Here is a 21,697-nt window from a genome sequence, read left to right on the forward strand (position 1 = left end):
AACTAACGCAAGCTACTATCATTGCACAAATGCCTTACACATAAAAAACACAGAGCGCCATCCAACGAGGTGGAGCCTGAGACAAGCAACAGGGAGACACTGGTGCAAACGCATACCACAGCAACAATGCCGACTTTTCCGCGGCGCTTATTGCAACACGGGACAGTACGATCCGACAAGCCCGCCTTTCGCGAAAAACACCTGGGCATCTGGCAGACCTGGACCTGGGCCGAGGTCAACGAGGAGGTGCGCGCGCTGGCCTGCGGCCTGGCCGCCATCGGCTTCCAGCGCGGCATGAACCTGGCCATCATCGGCGACAACCGTCCCCGCCTGTACTGGGCCATGCTGGCCGCGCAAAGCCTGGGCGGCGTGCCCGTGCCGCTGTACCAGGACGCGCCGGCCGCCGACATGGCCTATGTGCTGCAGGATGCGGAAATCCGCTACGCCATCGTCGAAGACCAGGAACAGGTCGACAAGCTGCTCGAGCTCAAGGCCTTGTATCCGCACGTCGCCCACATCGCCTATGACGATGAACGGGGTATGCGCCATTACCGCCAGCCGGAGCTGACGTCCTTTGCCGCCCTGCAGGTGCTCGGCCGCGCCTACGACCGCGAACACCCGGGCTTTTTCGACGCCGCCGTGGCAGCGGGCCAGGGCAGCGACTCGGCCGTGATCCTCTACACCTCGGGTACCACGGGCAAGCCGAAGGGCGTGTGCCAGAGCCATACGGCGCTGCTGGCAGCCGGCGAAGGCGGCGTCGCCTTCGACCAGCTCACCGACAATGAAGACATCCTGTCCTACCTGCCCATGGCGTGGGTGGGCGACTGCCTGTTCTCGCTGGCGCAGGCCATGGTGGCCGGCTTTACCGTCAACTGCCCCGAATCGGGCGACACGGTGATGATCGACATGCGCGAAATCGGCCCCACCTGCTACTTTGCGCCGCCGCGCGTGTTCGAGAACATGCTCACCAGCGTGATGATACGCATGGAAGACGCGAGCAGCATCAAGCGCCGCATGTTCAGCCATTTCATGGACGTGGCCAAGCGCTGCGGCGCGCAGATCTTGGACGGTAAACCAGTCTCGCTGACGGACCGTCTCAGCTACAAGCTGGGCGAGCTGCTCGTCTACGGCCCCCTGAAAAACGTGCTGGGACTGTCGCGCGTGCGCGTCGCCTACACGGCCGGCGCCGCCATCGGCCCCGACCTGTTCCGCTTCTACCGCTCGATCGGCGTCAACCTCAAGCAGCTGTACGGCTCCACCGAAACCTGCGCCTATGTGTGTTTGCAACCGGACGGCAATATCAAGTTCGACAGCGTGGGCTTGCCGGCGCCAGGCGTGGAAGTCAAGCTGGCGGCCAATGGCGAAGTGCTGGTCAAGTCGCCCGCCACCATGAGCGGCTACTTCAAGCGTCCCGACGCCACCGCCGAAGTAATCGACAACGACGGCTACTTCCACACGGGCGACGCGGGTGTGTTCGACAGCGAAGGCCATTTGAAAATCATCGACCGCGCGGCCGACGTGGGCAAGATGAATTGCGGCGCCATGTTCGCCCCCAACTACATCGAAAACAAGCTCAAATTCTTCCCTTTCATCAAGGAAGTGGTGGCCTTCGGCCATGCGCGCGACCAGGTGTGCGCCTTCATCAACATCGACATCGAAGCGGTGGGCAACTGGTCCGAGCGGCGCGGCATCGCCTACTCCGGCTACACGGACCTGGCGGCGCGCGCAGAAACCTATGGCCTGATCCGCGACTGCATCGAGCAGGTCAACGCGGAACTGGCGGCCGACCCCCTGATGGACCGCACGCAGGTGCACCGCTTCCTCGTGCTGCACAAGGAACTCGACCCGGATGACGACGAACTGACCCGCACGCGCAAGGTGCGCCGCAAATTCATCGCCGAAAAATACGCGGTGCTGATCTCCGCCCTGTACGAGGGCAAGGCAACGCAATACATCGAGACCCAGGTGAAATTCGAGGATGGCCGCCTTGGCTCGACCAGCGCCAACCTGCAGATCTGGGACAGCAAAACGTACCGGCCCCAGGGCCTGGCCGCATGATGGAGCACAGCACGATGCAAATGAACGAACCCGACGCCCATTTCGGCACGGCCCGCAAGACGGGTCCCGTGATCCTCGACCTGAAGAACATCTCGCTGTCGTTCGGCGGCGTGAAAGCGCTGACCGACATTTCGTTCGACGTGAAACAGCATGAAATCCGCGCCATCATCGGCCCGAACGGCGCGGGCAAAAGCTCGATGCTCAACGTGATCAATGGCGTGTACCGCCCGCAGCAGGGCGAGATCATTTACCGGGGCGAACACCGGCGCGGCATGGATTGCTACGCGGCCGCCAAGTCCGGCATCGCGCGCACCTTCCAGAACATCGCCCTGTTCAAGGGCATGACGGTGCTGGACAACATCATGACGGGGCGCAACCTCAAAATGAAGTCGAATTTCCTGCTGCAGGCCCTGTACTGGGGACCGGCGCGGCGCGAGGAAATCGAGCACCGCAAGAAGGCCGAGGAGATCATCGACTTCCTGGAAATCCAGGCCATCCGCAAGACGCCCGTGGGGCGCCTGCCCTACGGCTTGCAAAAGCGCGTGGAACTGGGCCGCGCCCTCGTGGCCGAACCGGAGATTCTGCTGCTGGATGAACCGATGGCCGGCATGAACGTGGAAGAAAAGCAGGACATGTGCCGCTTCATCCTCGACGTCAACGACCAGCTGGGCACGACCATCGTGCTGATCGAGCACGACATGGGCGTGGTGATGGATATCTCCGACCGCGTGGTGGTGCTCGACTACGGCAAGAAGATCGGCGACGGCACGCCCGACGAGGTGCGCAGCAATCAGGACGTGATCAATGCCTATCTCGGCGTGGCGCACTAGACAAGGAATGGCAATGAATATCAATTTTTTCTTTGAAGTGCTGATCGGCGGCCTGCTGTCGGGCGTCATGTATGCGCTGGTGGCGATCGGCTTCGTTCTGATCTACAAGGCCTCGGGCGTGTTCAATTTTGCGCAGGGCGCGATGGTGTTCTTCGCCGCCCTCACCTGCGTCGGCATCATGGACAAGTTCGGCCTGTCCTTGTGGCTGGCCATCCCGCTGACGATGCTCACCATGATCGTGCTGGGCATGGCGATTGAAAGGGTGGTCTTGCGGCCGCTCGTCAACCAGCCGGAAATCACGCTCTTCATGGCCACCATCGGCCTGACTTTTTTCATCGAAGGCCTGGCGCAGCTGATGTGGGGCTCGCAGGTACACAAGCTGGACCTACCCATCGAAGACGTGCCGATGCCCTTCCTGATGGATCATTTCAACATCATCGTTTCGCAGTTCGACGTGGTGGCGGCCGGCATCTGCGCGCTGCTGGTGATTTGCCTGGCCCTGCTGTTCTCGAAAACCAAGGTGGGCCGCGCCCTGCGCGCCGTCGCCGACGACCACCAGGCGGCGCTGGCCGTGGGTATCCCGCTGCAGCGCATCTGGGCAGTGGTGTGGGGCGTGGCGGGCCTGGTGGCGATGGTGGCCGGCTTGCTGTGGGGCGCGCGCAACGGGGTGCAGTTCGCCCTCACCTTCATCGCCCTGAAAGCGCTGCCCGTGCTGATCCTCGGCGGCTTTACGTCGGTGCCAGGCGCCATCGTCGGCGGCCTGATCATCGGCGCGTCGGAAAAGCTGGCCGAAGTCTACCTGGGCCCCATGGTGGGCGGCGGCATCGAAGGCTGGTTCCCGTATGTGCTGGCCCTGCTGTTCCTGCTCGTGCGCCCGGAAGGCCTGTTCGGCGAGAAGATCATCCGTCGCATATAACACCACCGAAACAGCATCGTAGGTCGGGTTAGCGCATGGCGCGTAACCCGACAACAGCCAAAACAGCCCGCAAAGGATACGCCATGATTTACCGTGAAGCAGGACAATTCAAGACCAGCTACCAGGCTGACAACCAGATTTTCCCGATCCGGCAAGACCGCCTGGCGCTGACGGCCACGCTGCTCGTCGCCGTCTTCCTCCTGCCGTATTTCGCCTCGCCCTACATGCTGTCGGCGATCCTGATCCCGTTCCTGATCTTCGCCCTGGCGGCATTGGGCCTGAACATCCTGACCGGTTACGCAGGCCAGCTGTCGCTGGGCACGGCCGCCTTCATGGCCGTCGGCGCGTTTGCCTCGTATAACTTCATGGCGCGCCTGCCCGGCTTGCCGCTGCTGGTGTCGTTCATCCTGGGCGGCCTGTGCGCGGCCATGGTGGGCATCGCCTTCGGCCTGCCCTCCCTGCGCATCCGCGGCTTTTACCTGGCCGCCTCCACCCTGGCGACGCAGTTCTTCGTCGTCTGGTGCCTGACCAAGATCCCGTATCTGACCAATTACAGCTCCTCGGGCGTGATCACGGTACAAAAGATGACCATCCTCGGCTACCAGTTCGACACGCCGCAAAGCAAATACCTGCTGGTGCTGGCCATCGTGGCCGGCATGGCCCTGCTGGCCAAGAACATGATCCGCTCGAACGTGGGCCGCTCGTGGATGGCCGTGCGCGACATGGACATGGCGGCCGAAGTCATCGGTTTTCGCCTGATGCGCACCAAGCTGCTGGCGTTTGCCGTCAGCTCGTTCTACTGCGGCGTGGCCGGCGCCCTGTATGCGTACGCCTACCTGGGCACGGTGGAGCCGGAAGCGTACAACCTGGACCTGTCCTTCCGCATCCTGTTCATGATCATCATCGGCGGCGTCGGTTCTATCCTCGGTTCCTTCCTGGGCGCGGCCTTCATCGTGCTGCTGCCCGTCTTCCTGAACACCATCGCGCATGGCCTGGCGTTGCCGACCAGTGTGGCCTCGAACCTGGAGCTGATGGTGTTCGGCGCGCTGATCATCTTCTTCCTGATCGTCGAGCCGCACGGCCTGGCCAGGCTGTGGCAGATCGCCAAGGAAAAGTTGCGACTCTGGCCCTTCCCCCATTAAGTTTTTGCAGTCGATGTCGGTTCACTTGAATACCAAATAAAACAAGAGGAGACACACAATGAAACACATCAAATCGCTCATGCTGGCCGCCGCCATCGCCAGTGCCGCACTCACCATGGCCGGCAGCGCCCAGGCGCAGGACAAGGAACAGTACATCGCCCTGCCCTCCTACCGCGTGGGTCCGTACGCGGCCGGCGGCTCCGGTTTCTACGGCGGCATCATCGATTACTTCAACCTGGTCAACCAGGCCGGCGGCGTCAATGGCGTGAAAATCAGCTGGGAAGAATGCGAAACCGAATACAACCCGTCGCGCGGCGTCGAATGCTATGAACGCCTGAAAACCAAGCAGGGCGGCGCCACCCTGGTCGAAACCCTGTCCACGGGCGTCGCCTACGGCATCCTCGACCGCGTGGCGCAGGACAAGATTCCCATGACGATGATCGGCTACGGCCGCTCGGACGCCGCCAACGGCAAGGTCTTCCCGTATGTGTATCCGCTGATCTCCAGCTACTGGAGCCAGGCCGCCGCCATGATCAAGTATTTGGGCGACAAGGATGGCGGCATGGACAAGCTGAAAGGGAAAAAAATCGTCCACCTGTACCACGATTCGGCCTTCGGCAAGGAGCCGCTGCCCGTGCTCGAAGCGCTGTCGAAACAGTACGGCTTCGAACTGATCAAGATTCCCGTCGCGCCGCCCGGCAGCGAACAGCAATCGCAATGGCTGCAAATCCGCCAGGCCAAGCCGGACCACGTGATCCTGTGGGGCTGGGGCGTGATGAACTCCGTTGCCATCAAAACGGCGCAGCGCAACGGCTTCCCGCGCGACAAAATGCTGGGCGTCTGGTGGGCCGGCTCCGAGGAAGACACGATTCCATCGGGCGACGCGGCCAAGGGCTACACGGCGATGACGTTCAATACGCCGGGCAACTACCCCGTGCTCGACGACATCCGCAAGAAACTCTACGCGTCCGGCAAGGGCAACCTGTCCGACCAGTCGCGCATCGGCTCCGTCTACCACATGCGCGGCGTGACGGCCGGCATCCTGTGGGTCGAAGCGATCCGCACGGCGCAGGAAAAATTCGGCAAGGGCAAGCCGATCACGGGCGAACAGATGCGCTGGGGCCTGGAAAACCTGAACGTCGACGATGCGCGGCAGAAGGCCGTGGGCGCACTGGGCATGTTCCCCACCGTGAAAACCAGCTGCGACGACCATGAAGGCTCGGGCGCCGTGAAGGTGCAGCAGTGGGACGGCAAGAAGTGGACCGCCATCACGCCGAAATGGATCGTCGGCGACAAGGCCCTGGTGCGCAAGCTGGTCGAGGAATCGTCCGGCAAGTACGCCGAAGAGAAAAAGATCACGCCGGCGTGCATGAAGTAAGCGGCTCTCGACGTGGCGTCGGGTTACGCGCTACGCGCTAACCCGACCTACGCCGACCAACACCGCATTCACGTAGGTCGGATTAGCGTAGCGTAATCCGACAGCATCGCCAACACATATGAAAACGAAGCAGCCATGACACCCACTGCCACGCAAACACCAGACACCGCGCCGCCGCCCTACCTGTCGGTAAACAATATCGAAGTCATCTACGACCATGTGATCCTGGTCCTGAAGGGCGTGTCGCTGCAAGTCCCGCAAGGCAAGATCGTGGCGCTCCTGGGCGCCAACGGCGCCGGCAAGTCGACCACGCTGAAAACCATCTCGACCCTGCTGCGCGGCGAACGCGGCGACGTCACCAAGGGCGAAGTCCAGTTCAAGGGCGAGCGCGTGGATCAGTTGACGCCGAATGAGCTGGTCAAGCGGGGCCTGTCGCAAGTGATGGAGGGCCGCCACTGTTTCGGCCACCTCACCATCGAGGAAAACCTGCTGACGGGCGCCTACACGCGCAGCCTGTCGCGCGGCGAACTGAAAGACGCGCTGGACAAGGTCTACCACTACTTTCCGCGCCTGAAAACGCGGCGCAGCAGCCAGGCCGGCTATACCTCGGGCGGCGAGCAGCAGATGTGCGCCATCGGCCGCGCGCTCATGGCCAAGCCGTCGATGATCTTATTGGACGAACCCTCGATGGGCATCGCGCCGCAGATCGTCGAAGAGATCTTCGGCATCGTCAAGGACCTGAACCAGAAGGAAAACGTGTCTTTCCTGCTGGCCGAGCAGAACACCAACGTGGCGCTGCGCTACGCGGACTTCGGCTACATCCTGGAAAACGGCCGCGTCGTGATGGAAGGGCAAGCGCAGGAACTGGCCAGCAACGAAGACGTCAAAGAGTTTTATCTGGGCGTGTCCAGCGCCGGGCGCAAGAGCTTCCGCGACATGAAGTTCTACCGCCGCCGCAAGCGCTGGCTGGCCTGACACGGAAGTTACGACATGGACCTGGAACGGGCGAAGCAAGTGTGCCGCGGCTTTCCCGGCGCGACCGAAGACATCAAGTGGAGCAACGTGCTGGCGTTTTCCGTCGGCGGTCGCCTGTTTGCGCTGTGCGGCGCAGAAGTGCACAGCACGCGCGGCATGAGCTTCAAGGTCGATGCGGAGCGCTTCCTGGAATTGACGGACCGGCCCGGCATCCGCCCGGCGCCCTACCTGGCGCGGGCCAAGTGGGTGCATATCGCCAGCCCCGACGCGCTGGACGACGGGGAAATGGCGGCCCTGCTGCACCGCTCATACAGCCTGATTTTTGCCAGGCTGACGAAAAAACTGCAACGTGACATTGGAGAATCCGCAACATGACCGATACGCTCGACAGTCTGGAAGCACGCGCCCCCGAAGCGCGCGAACGCGAATTGATGGCCGGCCTGCCGCAGCTGATCGCGCGCGCGCAACAGGCGCCGGGCTGGGCCCGCATCCTCGACGGCGTCGATGCGGCCGGCATCACCAGCCGCGCCGCGCTGGCACAGCTGCCCGTGACGCGCAAGTCCGACCTCAAGCAATTGCAGCACGCGCAGCTGCCGTTCGGCGGCTTGAACACGACGCCGAAAAACGCCCTGTCGCGCGTGTTCGTCTCGCCCGGCCCCATCTTCGATCCGGAAGGCCGCGGCCCCGACTGGTGGCGCTTTGCGCGCCCCATGTATGCGGCCGGCGTGCGCGCCGGCGGCCTGCTGCAAAACTGTTTTTCGTATCACTTCACGCCGGCCGCCTTCATGGTCGAAGGGGGCGCCGCGCGCATCGGCTGCACCGTCATCCCGGCCGGCATCGGCCAGACGGAAATGCAGGTGCAGGCGATGGCAGACCTGAAGCCGGACACGTATATCGGCACGCCGTCGTTCCTGAAACTGATCATCGAGAAGGCGCGCGAAATGGGCGCCGACATCAGCAGCGTCACCAAGGCCGTGATGGGCGCGGAAGCGCTGCCCGAATCCTTGCGCAGCTGGTTTGCCGAGAACGGCGTGCCGCACGTGTTCCAGACCTATGCCTCGGCCGATATCGGCAGCATCGCCTATGAAACGGCCAGCAATGGCAAGCTCAATCCCGGCATGGTCGTCGACGAAAACGTGCTGCTCGAGATCGTCCATCCGGGCAGCGGCATTCCCGTCGCACCGGGCGAGGTGGGCGAAGTCGTCGTCACCGTCTTTAATGCCGACTACCCGCTGATCCGCTTTGCCACCGGCGATCTGTCGGCCGTGCTGATGGACGCGCCGCAGTCGCCGTGCGGGCGCACGAATACGCGCATCAAAGGCTGGATGGGGCGCGCCGATCAAACCACCAAGGTGCGCGCCATGTTCGTGCATCCGTCGCAGGTACATGAAATCGCGCGCCGCCACCCGCAAATCAGGAAGGCGCGGCTGGTGGTGTCGGGGCGCATGGCCAACGACGAGATGGCCTTGCATTGCGAAGTCGACGATCCGCATGACGCCAGCGGCGTGGAAGCCATCATCGGTTCGATCCGTGAACTGACCAAGCTGCGCGGCGACGTGGTGCTGGTGGCGGTGGGCAGTCTGGCCCAGGATGGGAAAATCATCGACGACATGCGCGATTACAAATAAGGCCGATTTGCGGGATAATACCGGCATTGACCATCAGCCCCTTTCATCGCCATGCAAGAGTCCATGCAAGAATTTCATCACAACCGTGCCCGTGACCTGATCAAGAACGCGGAACTGCTGTTCGACCAAGATACCGTGCAGGCGTCGATCACGCGCATGGCCGATGTGCTCAACATGCGCTTCAACGCCGAGGATTCGAAAGAGTTCCCGCTGGTGCTGGGCGTGATGGGCGGCGCCGTCGTGTTTACGGGCAGCCTGCTGCCGCAACTGAGCTTCCCGCTCGAATTCGACTACATCCACGTCAGCCGCTACGGCGACGACGACAAGGGTGGCGAAGTGGTGTGGAAAGTCATCCCCCGCTCGAACGTGGCAGGCCGCACCGTCATCGTGCTCGACGATATTCTCGACGAAGGCGAAACCCTGGCGCACGTCAAGCAGCGCTTGCTGGACATGGGCGCCTCGGAAGTCATCCTGGCCGTGTTCGCCGACAAGGCCATCGGCAAGAAAAAGCCTGTACAAGCCGACATCGTCGGCCTGGTGATACCGAACCGCTTCGTCGTCGGCTTCGGCATGGATGCGTACGGCTACTGGCGCAACTTGCCAGGTTTGTGGGCTATCAAGCCCGAGGATTTGAAACAGGAGTGATTGTGGTGTTGTCGGATTACGCGCTGCGCGCTAATCCGACCTACGCCACCAGGTTCGAGTAGGTCGAATTAGCGGCGGTACGCCGCGTAATCCGACACCACCACCACCGTCACAACAACGATTACAGCTTCAACCGCGCGCGCGCCGCATCGTATTCGGCCTTCAGGCGCGCCACCATCTCTGCCACGCTCGGCACGTCATCCATCAAGCCCACGCCCTGGCCCGCGCCCCAGATGTCGCGCCAGGCCTTGGCGCTGCCGGAGCCGAAATTCATCGCGCTCTTGTCCGCTTCGGGCAAGGCTTCCGGATCGAGTCCGGCCGCTTCGATCGATTTCTTCAGGTAATTGCCGTGCACGCCCGTAAACAGGTTCGTGTAGACGATGTCGGCCGCCGCAGACTCCACGATGGCCTCGCGGTAGCCGTCGCTGACGTTCGATTCCTTGGTCGCCAGCCAGCGCGAGCCGATGTAGGCAAAGTCGGCGCCCATCGCTTGCGCGGCCAGCACGGCGTCGCCCGTGGCGATGGAGCCCGACAGCGCCAGCGGGCCGTCGAAGAATTTGCGCACTTCGCCTACCAGCGCGAACGGCGACAGGGTGCCCGCGTGGCCGCCGGCGCCGCTGGCGACCAGGATCAAGCCATCGACGCCCGCTTCCAGCGCCTTTTTCGCGTGGCGGATCGAAATCACGTCATGCAACACGATGCCGCCATAGCTGTGGATGGCGTCGAGCATTTCCTTGGGCGGCGCGCGCAGCGAGGAAATGATGATGGGGACCTGGTGTTTCACGCACACTTCCACGTCATGCGCGAGGCGGTCATTCGACTGGTGCACGATCTGGTTGACGGCGATCGGCCCGACTTTTTTATCGGGATGGGCGGCCTGGAAGGCGGCCAGCTCGGCCTGCAGGTCGGTCAGCCACGTGTCGAGCAATTCGGCGGGACGCGCGTTCAGGGCCGGAAAGGAACCGACGATGCCGGCCTTGCACTGCGCCGCGACGAGGGCCGGGCCGCTGGCGATGAACATCGGCGAAGCGATAACGGGTAAGGAGAGGTTTTGCAACGCAACAGGCAATGCCATGGCGGACTCGCTGGAAAGTTGATCGGACGTGAAAGACACACTGAACGTTGATTATAGTGCAGAAAAAGTACGATCGTGCTGAATTTATCGCAAGACCGGTTCAACCGTCGTTGAGCAAGTACTCACCCTCGACCCGCGCCGCTGCAGCTCTGCATAGCTGCGACACGGCCCACTCGGCCAGCGCGGCCGACTCCTGGCGCAGGAAGCGCCGGTTGGCCTCTTCGAAGACGGGCATGCCGCGCAGCAGGGCCGGTATCTCGACCAGGGCGATGCGCTGGCGCTCCAGCAGCAAAAATTTCAGCAGCACTTTCACCGCATTCTGCGCATTGCGCACGGGGTCGGACGCCAGGTAATCGAGGCGCGAATACGCACGCTGCAGGGCGCCGGCGGCGTCCTGGAACGGCCGCCCGTGGCCGGGAATGACGACGCGCACGTCCAGGCTGGCGATCAGGTCCAGCGTGGCGCGCGCTTCCAGAAAGCCGGAGCCGCCATCGAGTTCGGGGAAGATCACGCCAAAGCCGTTTTCCCACAGGGCGTCGGCGGAAATCAGAATACCCTCGCCGGCGCAGTAAAAAATCAGCGAGTGCGGGTCGTGGCCCGGCGCGCCCAGCGCCTGCCAGCGCATGTCGGCCAAGGTCAAGGTGTCGCCGGGCGAGACGGTGGCGTCAAAGCGGAAGCGCGGGCATTGCTGGCCCGTGGCCTGGAAGCTGAGGGCATCGACATCCCACATTCTCACCTTGTCCGCTTCCGAAACGGGTATGGCCGTCTGGCAGCCGTATGCGGCTTGCAGCAGCGCATTGCCGCCGCAATGGTCGGAGTGCAGGTGGGTATTGAACAGGCGGTCCAGCGGCCGGCCGGCCAGGCTGTGGTGCAGCAGGGCCAGGGTTTGCGGCGCATGCGTGACATAGCCGCTGTCGATCAGGGCCGTGTCATCCTTCCCCTGGAACAGGATGTTGTTCGACGACAGCCAGCCGCGTTCGAACACCTGCATGGCATCGGGGAACAGCGCTGGCGATCGCGGCATGGGCTTCCTCAGTAGTCGGGCTCGAAATCGAGCAAAGATTCGCGGTCGGGCAATTCGGCCCAGACGGCACGCTTGAAGTCGTCGTCGGCCTTGCTCCAGGCGATGATCTCGTCGAGCGTGCGCAGGCAGCCTTCGCACAAGCCGCTGTTGCGGTTCATCTTGCACAGGCTGACGCAGGGCGACGGCACCGGCGACGGCAAAGAAAGCGGAACGGCTGGCGGAGGTGGGGGAGCGACCATCATGGAGCGGCATCGGTAAACGTGAAGACTTTCATTATGCCGCGAAACGGCGCCGGCGAGTCGATGGCATCGCCCTGCAATGTTTCCGTGAATATATTTTCCAGCGAAACAATGGTCAACAACTGCTCTTCCGGAAATATATTTTTCACACATTCTCACTCTACGGGTGCCCGTCCTACAACACGATCAGGCCAGATCCTGCTTGACTTGAGATATTTCAGAACTATACTACCATCCATACAGATGGCAAATGGATGCCACGTGGAGTTTATGGAGAGATATGGCCAAGCAAGACAGCAAGCCCAAAATTGGGGAATCCGAGAAAATCACGATCAACCTCGGCTTGATTGACCTGGGGCAGATCGATCTGCTGGTCCAGGAGGGATTTTATTCCAACCGCACGGATCTGATCCGTACGGCCATACGCAACCAACTGGGCACCCACGCCGACGTAGTGAAACAAACCGTGGCCCGTAAAAGCCTGGTATTGGGCATGCAGCATTACTCGCGCGCCGACCTGGAAGCGATTCAGGCAGCCGGCCAGCGCCTGCAGATACAGGTGCTGGGACTGGCCAGCATCGCCAGCGACGTTTCGGTGGAACTGGCACTGGCCACCATCGAGTCTATTTTCGTATTAGGTGCCCTGCACGCCAGCACCGTCGTCAAGACGGCGCTCGCAGGGCGAATTCACTAGCGTATTGGTTCGCGGCGATGACCCGGCCGATGCGCGGCACCGTTAAGGATGGTCATGAAACTACCTCTCAACATGTTGGCGCAGATGCGCACAGCGACCCGTAATCTGATGGGCAGCGGCCCCGCCGCCGCCACCGCAGCGATCCAGCAGGCGCTGTCTGCGGCCGGACTGACGCCGCAAGCGGCCGCCACGCAAGCGCCGCCACCGCAGCCGATGCGTGATATTAATCCGCCACCTGCGCCGCCACCGGCACCAGCGCAGGCCCGGGGGCAGCCGCAAACTGACGCCGCACCGGAAGCGGCATCGGTGCCGCCCACGCCCGCGCAGGCGGCGCAGGACTTCGCGCAGGATTTCATGGCGCGCCTGGGCGTGCCGGCCGGCCTGGGCCAGCACAGCTTCGACATGCCCAGCTTCGAGCTGCCGAATTTCCACCCGCCCGGCTTCAACGCGCCGGCCGCCACGCCGGTGGAAATCCCCGCCGGCGCGCAGTTCATCGATGGCGTGTACCGCAACCATGCGGGCACGCGTTCGTACAAGCTGTATATCCCCAGCAGCTACCACGGCCAGGCCATGCCGCTGATCGTCATGCTGCACGGCTGCACGCAAAATCCCGACGATTTCGCCGCCGGCACGCAGATGAATGCGCTGGCCGAAGAAAAGGAGTGTTTTGTCGTCTACCCGGCGCAGACGCAGGGCGCCAACAGCTCACGCTGCTGGAACTGGTTCAACGCCATCGACCAGCAGCGCGACCAGGGCGAACCGTCGCTGATCGCCGGCATCGCCCAGCAAGTCATCGACGACTACCCGGTCAACGAGCGTGAAGTGTTCGTCGCCGGCCTGTCGGCGGGCGGCGCCATGGCCGTCATCGTCGGCACCCTGTACCCCGACCTGTTTGCCGCCGTCGGCGTGCATTCCGGCCTGCCCTTCGCCTCGGCGCAGGACTTGCCGTCGGCGCTGGCAGCCATGAAGGGCGGCGCCATGCCCAATGCCCAGCGCAAGGCGCCGGCAGGCGGCGTGCCCATCATCGTTTTTCACGGCGACCGCGACACCACCGTCAACCCGCGCAATGGCGATGAACTGATCGCGCAGGGCGTGCGCAGCCAGGCGGGCGGCAAGGCGGCCAAGGCCGCATCCGTCGACGGCAGCGTACCGAACGGCCACCGCTACACGCGCACCACGCACAGCCAGGCCGACGGCTCGCCGCTGGGCGAACACTGGGTCATCCACGGCGCCGGCCACGCGTGGTCCGGCGGCAGCGATAACGGCAGTTATACGGACGGCAAAGGGCCGGACGCCAGCCGGGAAATGCTGCGCTTCTTCAAGACCGTCAGCTGATATTCTCGGTGTAGGGCGCGATCTGCCGCTGCTTGTCGGCGATCTCGCATACGCCGTCGGCATAACGGTTGGAGATGGCGATGAACTGGTCCTGGATCTGCAGGAAGGCGTCGACGATCTCGGCGTCGAAGTGCGAACCGCGTCCCTCGACGATGATCTGCACGGCCTGCGCGTGGTCCATGCCCTGCTTGTAGATGCGCCGGCTGATCAGGGCGTCGTACACGTCGGCCAGCGCCATCAGGCGCGCCGAAATCGGGATGGCTTCGCCCGCCAAGCCTTGCGGGTAGCCGCTGCCATCCCATTTTTCATGGTGGCTGTAGGCGATCTCTTTCGCATACTTGAGGAAATCGACTTCGATGCCCAGTTCGTGCTCGGCCGCCAGGATGGCGTCGCGTCCCAAGGTGGTGTGCGTCTTCATGATGGCCATTTCATGCGGCTCGAAACGTCCCGGCTTGAGCAGGATATGGTCGGGGATGCCCACCTTGCCGATGTCGTGCAGCGGCGCCGTCTTGAACAGCAGTTCGATATTCTTGTCCGTCAAAAAATCGCGGAAACGCGGCAAGTTGCGCACCTTCTCGGCCAGCGCCTTCAGGTAGTGCGAGGTGCGGCGGATATGGTTGCCCGTCTCGCTGTCGCGCGTCTCGGCCAGCGAGGCCATGGCGTGGATGGTGACGTCCTGCAGCGCCGCCACTTCCTGCACGCGGCGCTCCACTTCCGTTTCCAGGTACTGGTTCTGGTCGCGCAGGAAATCCTGCATCTGCTTCATCGCCAGCTGCGTCTTGATGCGCGCCAGCACGATGGGCGCCGAAATCGGCTTGGTGATGTAATCGACGGCGCCCAGGGCCAGGCCCAGCTGCTCGTCGGCCACTTCGCTCATGGCGGTCACGAAAATCACGGGGATGCCTGCCGTGGCGGGATCGGCCTTCAGCGCGCGGCATACATCGTAACCGCTCATGCCCGGCATCATGATATCGAGCAGGATCAGGTCGGGCTGGTCGCTGCCGGCGGCGATCTTCAGGGCGCGCTCGCCATTGACGGCGATCTTGGTGCGGTAATCGTCTTCCAGCACCGCGCGCAGCAGATCGATATTGTCTGGCGTGTCGTCGACCACCAGGATGGTTGGCTTGCTTGCCGGCGCTCTCATGCCCGTCCTTCGTTCTGCATAGTTATCCTTCTCACAGTGTCAACTCCAGCGCATCGGCCACTTCGCCCAGCTGCGCCAGCGCACCTTCGAAATCGTATTGTCCCAGCATGCGCTTCAACTGGCGCGCATGTTCCGCCTGCCCCGCCGCGACCAGCACGGGACCGATGCCGTCAAGGTGCTTGACGGCCTGCGCATCGTCCTGCTGCAGCAGCTGCGACAGCTCGCGCAAGCCCGCTTCCAGGTATGCCCGGTCCACCGGCGCCACGTGCGCCACCGCCGCGCCGCCCGCTTCGGCCGTATTGCCGCGCGACTGCATGGCCAGCACGATCTTCGGCACCAGTTCGTCGAGCGCCAGGGTGCAGGCGGCCAGCGCCTGCGGCAAACCGTCGTGCGAACCCAGGCTGAGCAAGTGCTCGACCCGCGCGGCGCTGTCGGCCAGGCCGCCGGCGCCGATATTGCCGGCCAGGCCCTTCAGGGTATGCGCTTCGCGGATCGCCGTCTCGAGCTGGTTGTTCTCGATGGCGGCAACGATGCGCTGCATGGCGTCGAACTGGGTTTCCACAAAACGGTCCAGCAATTTTCGCATCAAAGCGGCATTGCCGCCCACGCGGCGCATGGCGTCCGCCATTTTCAGGCCGGCGATCACGGGCAGCTCCGCTTCCGGCTGCGCCGCTACCGACGTCATTGCCTGCGGCGCGGCCGGCGCGATCCAGCGCGCCAGGGTGCCGAACAGCTGCGCCACGTCGATCGGCTTGGCGATGAAATCGTTCATGCCGGCGTCCAGGCATTTTTCCTTGTCGCCCACCATGGCATTGGCCGTCATGGCGATCACGGGCAAATTCGAATAACGGGGGTCCTGGCGCAGCTTGCGCGTCGCCTGGTAGCCATCCATCACCGGCATCTGGCAATCCATCAGCACGCCGTCATAGGCGTTTTCCTCGATCTTCGCCAGCGCGATGGCGCCATTGCCCGCGATGTCGACGCGGATGCCGGCGTCGTTGAGAATATGCTGCGCCACTTCCTGGTTCACTTCATTATCCTCGACCAGCAGCAGCCAGGCGCCGCGCAGGGCGCGCTCGTCGTCGCGGTAGCTGCTCTGGCGCTGCGTCTTGCGGCTCTGTCCCGTCACGCCGCCAAACACGAACGATATCTGGTCGAGCAGGGTCGAGGCGCTGACCGGCTTGTTCAATATCCCGTCGAGCGGCAAATCGCGCTGACGCGCCGCCTCCAGCAGCGCTTCGCGATGGAAAGCCGTGACCATGATGCAGGCCGGCGTCGCATCGATGCCGGCGGCATCGGCACGGATGCCGGCCAGGGTATCGAGGCCGTTCATGCCCGGCATTTTCCAGTCCATCAGCACGAGGCCGTACGGACGCCCCTCGGCGCGCGCCTGCGCCACGGCGCCGATGGCCAGCACGCCGCCAGACACGGCACGCGCCTCGAAGCCCAGCGCCGCCAGCATGCTGACGAAGATTTCACGCGCGCTGGGGTTGTCGTCGACCACCAGCACGCGCAGGCCCTGGAACTGCTGTTGATGTTGCAACTGCGGCAGATTATCGCGCGGCACGGCGGCCAGGCCGAAGCGGGCCGTGAAGAAAAAGGTGCTGCCCACGCCCGCTTCGCTGACCAGGTCGATCTCGCCTTCCATCATTTCCACCAGGCGTTTGCTGATGGTCAGTCCCAGGCCCGTGCCGCCATGGTGGCGCGTGGTGGAGGTGTCAGCCTGGGTAAAGGCCTGGAACAATTTGCTGCGCTGGGGCGGCGTCAGGCCGATGCCCGTGTCGCGCACGTCGACGCGCAGCACGGCCGCATGCTCTTCCAGCTGCTGCAGGCGGATGGTGACGACGATCTCGCCCTTGTCCGTAAATTTGATCGCGTTGTTGGTCAGGTTGATCAGCACCTGGCCCAGGCGCAGCGGGTCGCCCTGCAAGGCGTTCGGCACGTCGGGGGCGATGTCGAACAGCAGTTCAAGCCCCTTGTCCTGCGCGCGCATCACGGACAGGTCGGCGATCTGCGCCAGCACGTCCTCAAGGAAAAAATCGACTTTTTCAAAGGCCATCTTGCCCGCCTCGATCTTCGAGAAATCGAGGATGTCGTCGATGATGGCCAGCAGGTTCTTCGAAGCCGATTCCACCTTCTCCAGGTAGTTGCGCTGGGTTGACGTGAGTTCCGTCTGCAGCGCCAGATGGGTCATGCCGATGATGCCGTTCATCGGCGTGCGGATTTCGTGCGACATATTGGCCAGGAAGTCCGACTTCATCTTGGTCGCATCCTCGGCCACTTCGACGGCGTGGCGCAGGTCCTGCTCGACGGCCAGGCTGGTACTCATGTTCTTGAGCGCCTGCAGCAATTCGCCCGTCTCGTCGCGCGACGTCACCTCGATGACGGAACTGAAGTCGCCATTGGCCACGCGCGTGGCGATCGCCACCGCCTCGCCCAGCGGACGCGTGATCGAGCGCGCCGACCAGGCAAAGGCGAGGCCCGTCAGCAGGGCCGCCAGGCCGATGCCGCCCATCAGCAGCAGCGAAGTGTCGATGTCGTTGCGTATCCTGGCCGCGCTGTCGCGGATCAGCTGTTGCTGCAAATCGTCGAGCTGACCCACGTACAACAGCACTTTTTCCAGCACTGGCAAGGTCTGCGTCTGCATGGCCTGCTCGGCGCGGGCATCCTCGCCGCGCTCGACCAGTTCGAACATCGCCTTCAGCGAGCCATAATACTCGGCGCGCGCCAGGTGCATCTGTTCCAGCAGGCGCCGCTCCTCGGGCCGCGCATCGAGACCGTCGAGAATGCGCACCTGCTCATCGATGCCTTGCTTGATCGCTTCCAGGCGCGCCTGGTTCGCCTGGCGCAGCGCCAGCTCGTGCTGGTTCGGCAGATTGCCGATGCGCGTGGCCGCCTCGCGCGCCAGCCCGTGGATCTTGCTGGTGGCCTTGGCGGCGACCCAGTCGCGCTGCAGGATATCGTCGGTCTCGGCGCGGATGGCGTAGATGCGGCTGCCGGAGAGGACGATGACGATCAGCATCAGCACGATCAACATGGCATAACCGGCATTGATGCGCACGCCGATACTGATATCCCTGAAGCGCATAACTTTCCTATAAGAAATTCTTGAAAATCGAAGTCTGAACGTATTCCCCTACGAAATGCAAGGTTTATTGCAAAGCAATTGCATGCCGAAGCACTTATTTAGCCGACGTTAGGCTTGACAGGAGGTGCCAGGGTGGCGATATGGGCTTGCAGGCAGGCGGGGCACCAGCAGCCCACGGCGGCGCTGCCGGGCACGGGCATGGCGGGCGGCAGCGCCAGGCACCAGCACGGTCCGCTGGCCTGCGGGTCGGTCTGGCCGCACTGGAAGGTGGCGCCGCACAGGCTGCACTGGCTCATGGCTGTGTTTGAATTGGCAAGTGTGTGTCATGCTGCGCCGGGACACGACGCAGATGTAACGGGCAGTAAAAGGGCTGGCTGGGGAACATATCGGGCCAGACTATAGGATCATCAGGGAAAATACAACAAGATCGCCCTATAATGCCTCCAGGATTTTCTTCTTCCCTGTAAAATCGCACAAATCTATTTTCCGGACTCGCCATGAATCAACTAGCTAACTTGAACCTGGACATGAATGACGACTTGACGGCGGTGTCGCCGCAAATCAAGGCGCAGATTCTGGCCGAGGCCCTCCCTTACATCCGCAATTTCCACGGCAAGACCATCGTCATCAAATACGGTGGCAACGCCATGACGGACGAACGCCTGAAGCACGGCTTCGCGCGCGACGTCATCCTGCTCAAGCTGGTCGGCATGAACCCGGTCGTGGTGCACGGCGGCGGACCGCAGATCGACAACGCGCTGAAAAAAATCGGCAAGCAGGGCACCTTCGTACAAGGCATGCGCATCACCGATGAAGAAACCATGGAAGTGGTGGAGTGGGTGCTGGGCGGCGAAGTGCAGCAGGATATCGTCATGCTGATCAACCATTACGGCGGCCAGGCTGTCGGCCTGACGGGCAAGGATGGCGGCTTGATCCGCGCGCGCAAGATGCAGATGCCGGACCGCGAACATCCGGGCGAATTCCTCGACATCGGCTTTGTGGGAGAGATCGACGCGATCAACCCGGCCGTCGTCAAGGCGCTGCAGGACGACGCCTTCATTCCCATCATCTCGCCGATCGGTTTCGGCCAGGATGGCCAGGCCTACAACATCAACGCCGACGTGGTGGCGGGCAAGATCGCGGAAATCCTGAAAGCGGAAAAGCTGATCATGATGACCAACATCGCCGGCGTCCAGGACAAGCAGGGCAATCTGGTGACCGACCTGTCCGCGCGTGAAATCGACGAGATGTTCGCCGATGGCACGATCTCTGGCGGCATGCTGCCGAAGATCTCGTCCGCGCTCGACGCCGCCAAGTCCGGCGTGAACACGGTGCACATCATCGACGGCCGCATCGAACACTCATTATTGCTGGAAGTGTTGACCGAGCAGGCTTTTGGTACTATGATCCGTTCGCACTAAAAAAATCGCAACGCATCACAGCGAGTAGTTTGGCGGCGCAGATCACCTGGCGCCGCTTTTAATTTGCCCTTGTAGCTCAGTGGTAGAGCACTCCCTTGGTAAGGGAGAGGCCACGTGTTCGATCCACGTCAAGGGCACCAACTTTATATCCCCGTATCTGAAAAATGTCCATGGCTGCGTTGCCTCGCCTCGCCGTACATGCGTACTGTCTTCGTCTCGGCGCCTTGCCCTGAACACTTTTCATCTACTCTGCCGTCATCTCCTCATAGTAAAACTGTCCATGGCGGCGTTGTCCTTCCTCGCCGTACATTCGTACTGTCTTCGTCAGTCCGCCTTGCCCTGAACATTTTTCCATCTGCTCTGCTATCCGTCGCCCGCATCTCCTCCGCGTTTCAATACACCCGCTCGACCTTCAAGCCCTTCTGACGCAATAAATCCGGCACGCTTTTTTCTCCGACCAGGTGCAGCACGCCGATGGCGGCCAGGCTGTGCTTTTCGCGCGCAAGGAGTTTGGCGATGCCGTCGGCCAGGGCCGGGTTGCGGCCGTCCAGCAACACCTTTTGCACGAACTGCGCGGCGAACGAGGGGTCTGTCGCTGCCTTGGCCGCCAGCTTGTCGAAGGCGGCCGCGTCGGCGTTGCGCCACGCATCGGCGATCTCGCGCGCTTCCTGGCTTTGTTCCTGATCCTCGATCGATGCCACGCCGTCTTCCAGGAAGCGGCACTGCTCAAACGGCGACATGGCGCCAAACAGCGCCATCTGGCCTTCCATCGATTCGAGTTCCACCACGGGGATCTTGCGCGCCTTGGCCTGCTGCGACAGATAATTGTCGACGGCCAGGTCGGAGCGGTAACCGAGGGTGGAAAATTCGCCGATGGCCAGCACGCTGGCGAGCATCCATGGCTTCATCGGCGCCACCGATTCGGCCCGAATGCCGTATTTTTGCAACAGCGGCGCCAGGCGCGGAGCCAGGGTCTGGCGGCAGTCGGCCGGCACTTTGCTGCCCGGCGCCTCCATGCCGTATTTCAGCACGGCGCTCACAGCCTTGCGCGGATCGGCGCCGGGGTCGATCTCCAGCGCCAGCGCCCCGGCCCGGTGCAGCGCCTGCGTTACTGTCGGCTCGAGCGGGTAAAAATCGGGCGCGCCGACATGGATGGTGCCGAACAGATACAGGGTGTGGGCCGCGTCCTGCACCTTGAACAGGGCGCCGCGGTTTTGCGCCACGGGCGGCGCGTCGGCGAAGGCCGCCTGCAACGGCAGCAAGAATAATCCGCAAAACATCACTATAATCTGGCGTCGCATGGTTTTCCTGATTGTTGAATTTTTCATCTTCTCTCGCTAGCAAAGACTCTCGTGCCTGTGTCCCATCTTAACCGCTCGTCGCCGGTCTGGCTGTTTGACCTCGACAACACGCTGCACAATGCCTCGCACGCCATCTTCCCCACCATCACGGCCAATATGAACACGTATATTGCCCGGGTGCTGGGCGACGGCGTGACGCCGGCCGACGACGCCATCGTCAATGCGGCGCGCGCGGCCTACTGGCGCCGCTATGGCGCCACCTTGCTGGGCATGGTCAAGCACCATCAGGTGCAGGCCGCGCATTTTTTGCACGAGACGCACGCCTTCGACGATTTGCGCGCCATGATACGCGCCGAGCGGGGACTGGGGGCTTTACTCAAACGCCTGCCTGGCCGTAAAATTTTACTCACCAACGCGCCGCTGCGCTATTCGAGCGACGTGATGCGCCACCTGGGGCTGCGCCGGCACTTTTCACACCATGTCGCCATCGAGGCGATGCAGGTGCACCGCCAGCTGCGGCCCAAGCCATCGACGCTGATGCTGCGCAAACTGATGCGCAAGCACCAGATCCGCCCTGGCCGCTGCATCCTGGTGGAAGACACCCTCGCCAACCTGAAGGGCGCAAAAAGACTGGGGCTGCGCACGGCCTGGGTCACGCAATACCTGAAAATGGTCGACCCGATCGGCGTGGCGAAGTTGCCCAAGGCGTTAAATCGCCCCGCTTACGTCGATGTCAAAGTAAAATCTGTCCGGCATTTGGCACGCCGCCTTCACCGTCTGCGTTGAAGGGGACTCCTGGACTTC

The 21,697-nt window shown here is 62.8% G+C and carries 21 protein-coding genes and 1 tRNA gene; 14 read left to right on the forward strand and 8 right to left on the reverse strand.

What is annotated here, in order from left to right; translation table 11 throughout:
* Window positions 1-126: 126 nt before the first annotated feature.
* From CSQ95_RS01040 to CSQ95_RS01080, 9 genes are all read left to right on the forward strand, one after another.
* Complete coding sequence (locus tag CSQ95_RS01040; protein ID WP_070218972.1) at window positions 127-2,058, forward strand: AMP-binding protein; 1,932 nt, start codon at window positions 127-129, stop codon at window positions 2,056-2,058.
* A 14-nt stretch (window positions 2,059-2,072) separates the two neighbouring features.
* Window positions 2,073-2,888 (forward strand): ABC transporter ATP-binding protein, encoded by an 816-nt coding sequence (locus CSQ95_RS01045; RefSeq protein WP_029496076.1) that lies wholly within the window; start codon window positions 2,073-2,075, stop codon window positions 2,886-2,888.
* 19 nt (window positions 2,889-2,907) lie between these two features.
* Entirely contained in the window at window positions 2,908-3,804 is an 897-nt protein-coding gene (locus tag CSQ95_RS01050; RefSeq protein WP_175444778.1) for a branched-chain amino acid ABC transporter permease, read from the forward strand.
* 83 nt (window positions 3,805-3,887) lie between these two features.
* A complete protein-coding gene (locus CSQ95_RS01055; protein ID WP_034752817.1) occupies window positions 3,888-4,946 on the forward strand; it encodes a branched-chain amino acid ABC transporter permease in 1,059 nt (352 codons plus the stop codon).
* A gap of 58 nt (window positions 4,947-5,004) precedes the next feature.
* A complete protein-coding gene (locus CSQ95_RS01060; protein ID WP_086144358.1) occupies window positions 5,005-6,324 on the forward strand; it encodes an ABC transporter substrate-binding protein in 1,320 nt (439 codons plus the stop codon).
* 135 nt (window positions 6,325-6,459) lie between these two features.
* A complete protein-coding gene (locus tag CSQ95_RS01065; protein ID WP_099408128.1) occupies window positions 6,460-7,299 on the forward strand; it encodes an ABC transporter ATP-binding protein in 840 nt (279 codons plus the stop codon).
* A 15-nt stretch (window positions 7,300-7,314) separates the two neighbouring features.
* Window positions 7,315-7,674, forward strand: a complete 360-nt coding sequence (locus CSQ95_RS01070) for an MmcQ/YjbR family DNA-binding protein (RefSeq protein WP_099408129.1) — start codon at window positions 7,315-7,317, stop codon at window positions 7,672-7,674.
* On the forward strand, window positions 7,671-8,927 hold the full coding sequence (locus tag CSQ95_RS01075; protein ID WP_099408130.1) for a phenylacetate--CoA ligase family protein: 1,257 nt from the start codon (window positions 7,671-7,673) through the stop codon (window positions 8,925-8,927). The genes CSQ95_RS01070 and CSQ95_RS01075 overlap by 4 nt, the downstream gene beginning before the upstream one ends.
* A 63-nt stretch (window positions 8,928-8,990) precedes the next feature.
* On the forward strand, window positions 8,991-9,572 hold the full coding sequence (locus tag CSQ95_RS01080) for a hypoxanthine-guanine phosphoribosyltransferase (protein WP_099408131.1): 582 nt from the start codon (window positions 8,991-8,993) through the stop codon (window positions 9,570-9,572).
* Window positions 9,573-9,693: 121 nt separating this feature from the next.
* On the opposite strand, the gene CSQ95_RS01085 is transcribed toward CSQ95_RS01080, so the two are convergent.
* The 4 genes from CSQ95_RS01085 to CSQ95_RS29545 form a co-directional block, all read right to left on the reverse strand.
* On the reverse strand, window positions 9,694-10,647 hold the full coding sequence (locus tag CSQ95_RS01085; protein WP_070218965.1) for a nitronate monooxygenase family protein: 954 nt from the start codon (window positions 10,645-10,647) through the stop codon (window positions 9,694-9,696).
* 100 nt (window positions 10,648-10,747) lie between these two features.
* The gene (locus tag CSQ95_RS01090) at window positions 10,748-11,671 is read right to left on the reverse strand and encodes an MBL fold metallo-hydrolase (RefSeq protein ID WP_099408132.1); all 924 of its coding nucleotides are present in this window, start codon (window positions 11,669-11,671) and stop codon (window positions 10,748-10,750) included.
* 8 nt (window positions 11,672-11,679) lie between these two features.
* Window positions 11,680-11,829, reverse strand: a complete 150-nt coding sequence (locus CSQ95_RS30265) for a DUF1289 domain-containing protein (RefSeq protein ID WP_306532443.1) — start codon at window positions 11,827-11,829, stop codon at window positions 11,680-11,682.
* An 80-nt stretch (window positions 11,830-11,909) separates the two neighbouring features.
* Window positions 11,910-12,059: a hypothetical protein gene (locus CSQ95_RS29545; RefSeq protein ID WP_180278921.1), complete on the reverse strand. Its 150-nt coding sequence runs from the start codon at window positions 12,057-12,059 to the stop codon at window positions 11,910-11,912.
* Between the two features lie 131 nt (window positions 12,060-12,190).
* Here CSQ95_RS29545 and CSQ95_RS01100 point away from each other — a divergent pair, with 131 nt between their 5' ends.
* On the forward strand, window positions 12,191-12,604 hold the full coding sequence (locus CSQ95_RS01100; protein ID WP_034752801.1) for a CopG family transcriptional regulator: 414 nt from the start codon (window positions 12,191-12,193) through the stop codon (window positions 12,602-12,604).
* Between the two features lie 54 nt (window positions 12,605-12,658).
* A complete protein-coding gene (locus CSQ95_RS01105; RefSeq protein ID WP_257217908.1) occupies window positions 12,659-13,939 on the forward strand; it encodes a PHB depolymerase family esterase in 1,281 nt (426 codons plus the stop codon).
* On the opposite strand, the gene CSQ95_RS01110 is transcribed toward CSQ95_RS01105, so the two are convergent.
* From CSQ95_RS01110 to CSQ95_RS01120, 3 genes are all read right to left on the reverse strand, one after another.
* Window positions 13,932-15,083, reverse strand: a complete 1,152-nt coding sequence (locus CSQ95_RS01110) for a two-component system response regulator (RefSeq protein WP_099408135.1) — start codon at window positions 15,081-15,083, stop codon at window positions 13,932-13,934. The two genes, CSQ95_RS01105 and CSQ95_RS01110, sit on opposite strands and share 8 nt — an antisense overlap.
* A gap of 31 nt (window positions 15,084-15,114) precedes the next feature.
* Complete coding sequence (locus tag CSQ95_RS01115; RefSeq protein WP_099408136.1) at window positions 15,115-18,171, reverse strand: response regulator; 3,057 nt, start codon at window positions 18,169-18,171, stop codon at window positions 15,115-15,117.
* 98 nt (window positions 18,172-18,269) lie between these two features.
* On the reverse strand, window positions 18,270-18,467 hold the full coding sequence (locus CSQ95_RS01120) for a cysteine-rich CWC family protein (protein WP_099408137.1): 198 nt from the start codon (window positions 18,465-18,467) through the stop codon (window positions 18,270-18,272).
* Window positions 18,468-18,698: 231 nt separating this feature from the next.
* Between CSQ95_RS01120 and argB the strand changes: the two genes are divergently transcribed.
* The gene (argB, locus tag CSQ95_RS01125) at window positions 18,699-19,592 is read left to right on the forward strand and encodes an acetylglutamate kinase (protein WP_010393729.1); all 894 of its coding nucleotides are present in this window, start codon (window positions 18,699-18,701) and stop codon (window positions 19,590-19,592) included.
* A 65-nt stretch (window positions 19,593-19,657) separates the two neighbouring features.
* Window positions 19,658-19,732 (forward strand) — tRNA-Thr (locus CSQ95_RS01130).
* Window positions 19,733-19,984: 252 nt separating this feature from the next.
* Here the strand turns inward: CSQ95_RS01130 and CSQ95_RS01135 are convergent.
* On the reverse strand, window positions 19,985-20,854 hold the full coding sequence (locus tag CSQ95_RS01135) for a TraB/GumN family protein (protein WP_257217909.1): 870 nt from the start codon (window positions 20,852-20,854) through the stop codon (window positions 19,985-19,987).
* A gap of 90 nt (window positions 20,855-20,944) precedes the next feature.
* On the opposite strand from CSQ95_RS01135, the gene CSQ95_RS01140 reads away from it, so the two are divergent.
* Complete coding sequence (locus CSQ95_RS01140) at window positions 20,945-21,679, forward strand: pyrimidine 5'-nucleotidase (RefSeq protein WP_099408139.1); 735 nt, start codon at window positions 20,945-20,947, stop codon at window positions 21,677-21,679.
* The last annotated feature ends 18 nt before the right edge of the window (window positions 21,680-21,697 follow it).

It is taken from the genome of Janthinobacterium sp. BJB304 (genome assembly GCF_002735765.1).
In the GTDB taxonomy this organism is placed as follows: Bacteria; Pseudomonadota; Gammaproteobacteria; order Burkholderiales; family Burkholderiaceae_D; genus Janthinobacterium.

Excerpts from the sequence above, each read along its gene's own strand:
- CSQ95_RS01040 (WP_070218972.1), top strand. The coding sequence starts at position 127 with ATGCCGACTTTTCCGCGGCGCTTATTGCAACACGGGACAGTACGATCC.
- CSQ95_RS01045 (WP_029496076.1), top strand. The coding sequence starts at position 2,073 with ATGCAAATGAACGAACCCGACGCCCATTTCGGCACGGCCCGCAAGACG.
- CSQ95_RS01055 (WP_034752817.1), top strand. The coding sequence starts at position 3,888 with ATGATTTACCGTGAAGCAGGACAATTCAAGACCAGCTACCAGGCTGAC.
- CSQ95_RS01060 (WP_086144358.1), top strand. The coding sequence starts at position 5,005 with ATGAAACACATCAAATCGCTCATGCTGGCCGCCGCCATCGCCAGTGCC.
- CSQ95_RS01065 (WP_099408128.1), top strand. The coding sequence starts at position 6,460 with ATGACACCCACTGCCACGCAAACACCAGACACCGCGCCGCCGCCCTAC.
- CSQ95_RS01070 (WP_099408129.1), top strand. The coding sequence starts at position 7,315 with ATGGACCTGGAACGGGCGAAGCAAGTGTGCCGCGGCTTTCCCGGCGCG.
- CSQ95_RS01075 (WP_099408130.1), top strand. The coding sequence starts at position 7,671 with ATGACCGATACGCTCGACAGTCTGGAAGCACGCGCCCCCGAAGCGCGC.
- CSQ95_RS01080 (WP_099408131.1), top strand. The coding sequence starts at position 8,991 with ATGCAAGAATTTCATCACAACCGTGCCCGTGACCTGATCAAGAACGCG.
- CSQ95_RS01085 (WP_070218965.1), bottom strand. The coding sequence starts at position 10,647 with ATGGCATTGCCTGTTGCGTTGCAAAACCTCTCCTTACCCGTTATCGCT.
- CSQ95_RS01090 (WP_099408132.1), bottom strand. The coding sequence starts at position 11,671 with ATGCCGCGATCGCCAGCGCTGTTCCCCGATGCCATGCAGGTGTTCGAA.
- CSQ95_RS30265 (WP_306532443.1), bottom strand. The coding sequence starts at position 11,829 with ATGAACCGCAACAGCGGCTTGTGCGAAGGCTGCCTGCGCACGCTCGAC.
- CSQ95_RS01100 (WP_034752801.1), top strand. The coding sequence starts at position 12,191 with ATGGCCAAGCAAGACAGCAAGCCCAAAATTGGGGAATCCGAGAAAATC.
- CSQ95_RS01105 (WP_257217908.1), top strand. The coding sequence starts at position 12,659 with ATGAAACTACCTCTCAACATGTTGGCGCAGATGCGCACAGCGACCCGT.
- CSQ95_RS01110 (WP_099408135.1), bottom strand. The coding sequence starts at position 15,083 with ATGAGAGCGCCGGCAAGCAAGCCAACCATCCTGGTGGTCGACGACACG.
- CSQ95_RS01115 (WP_099408136.1), bottom strand. The coding sequence starts at position 18,171 with ATGCGCTTCAGGGATATCAGTATCGGCGTGCGCATCAATGCCGGTTAT.
- CSQ95_RS01120 (WP_099408137.1), bottom strand. The coding sequence starts at position 18,467 with ATGAGCCAGTGCAGCCTGTGCGGCGCCACCTTCCAGTGCGGCCAGACC.
- argB (WP_010393729.1), top strand. The coding sequence starts at position 18,699 with ATGAATGACGACTTGACGGCGGTGTCGCCGCAAATCAAGGCGCAGATT.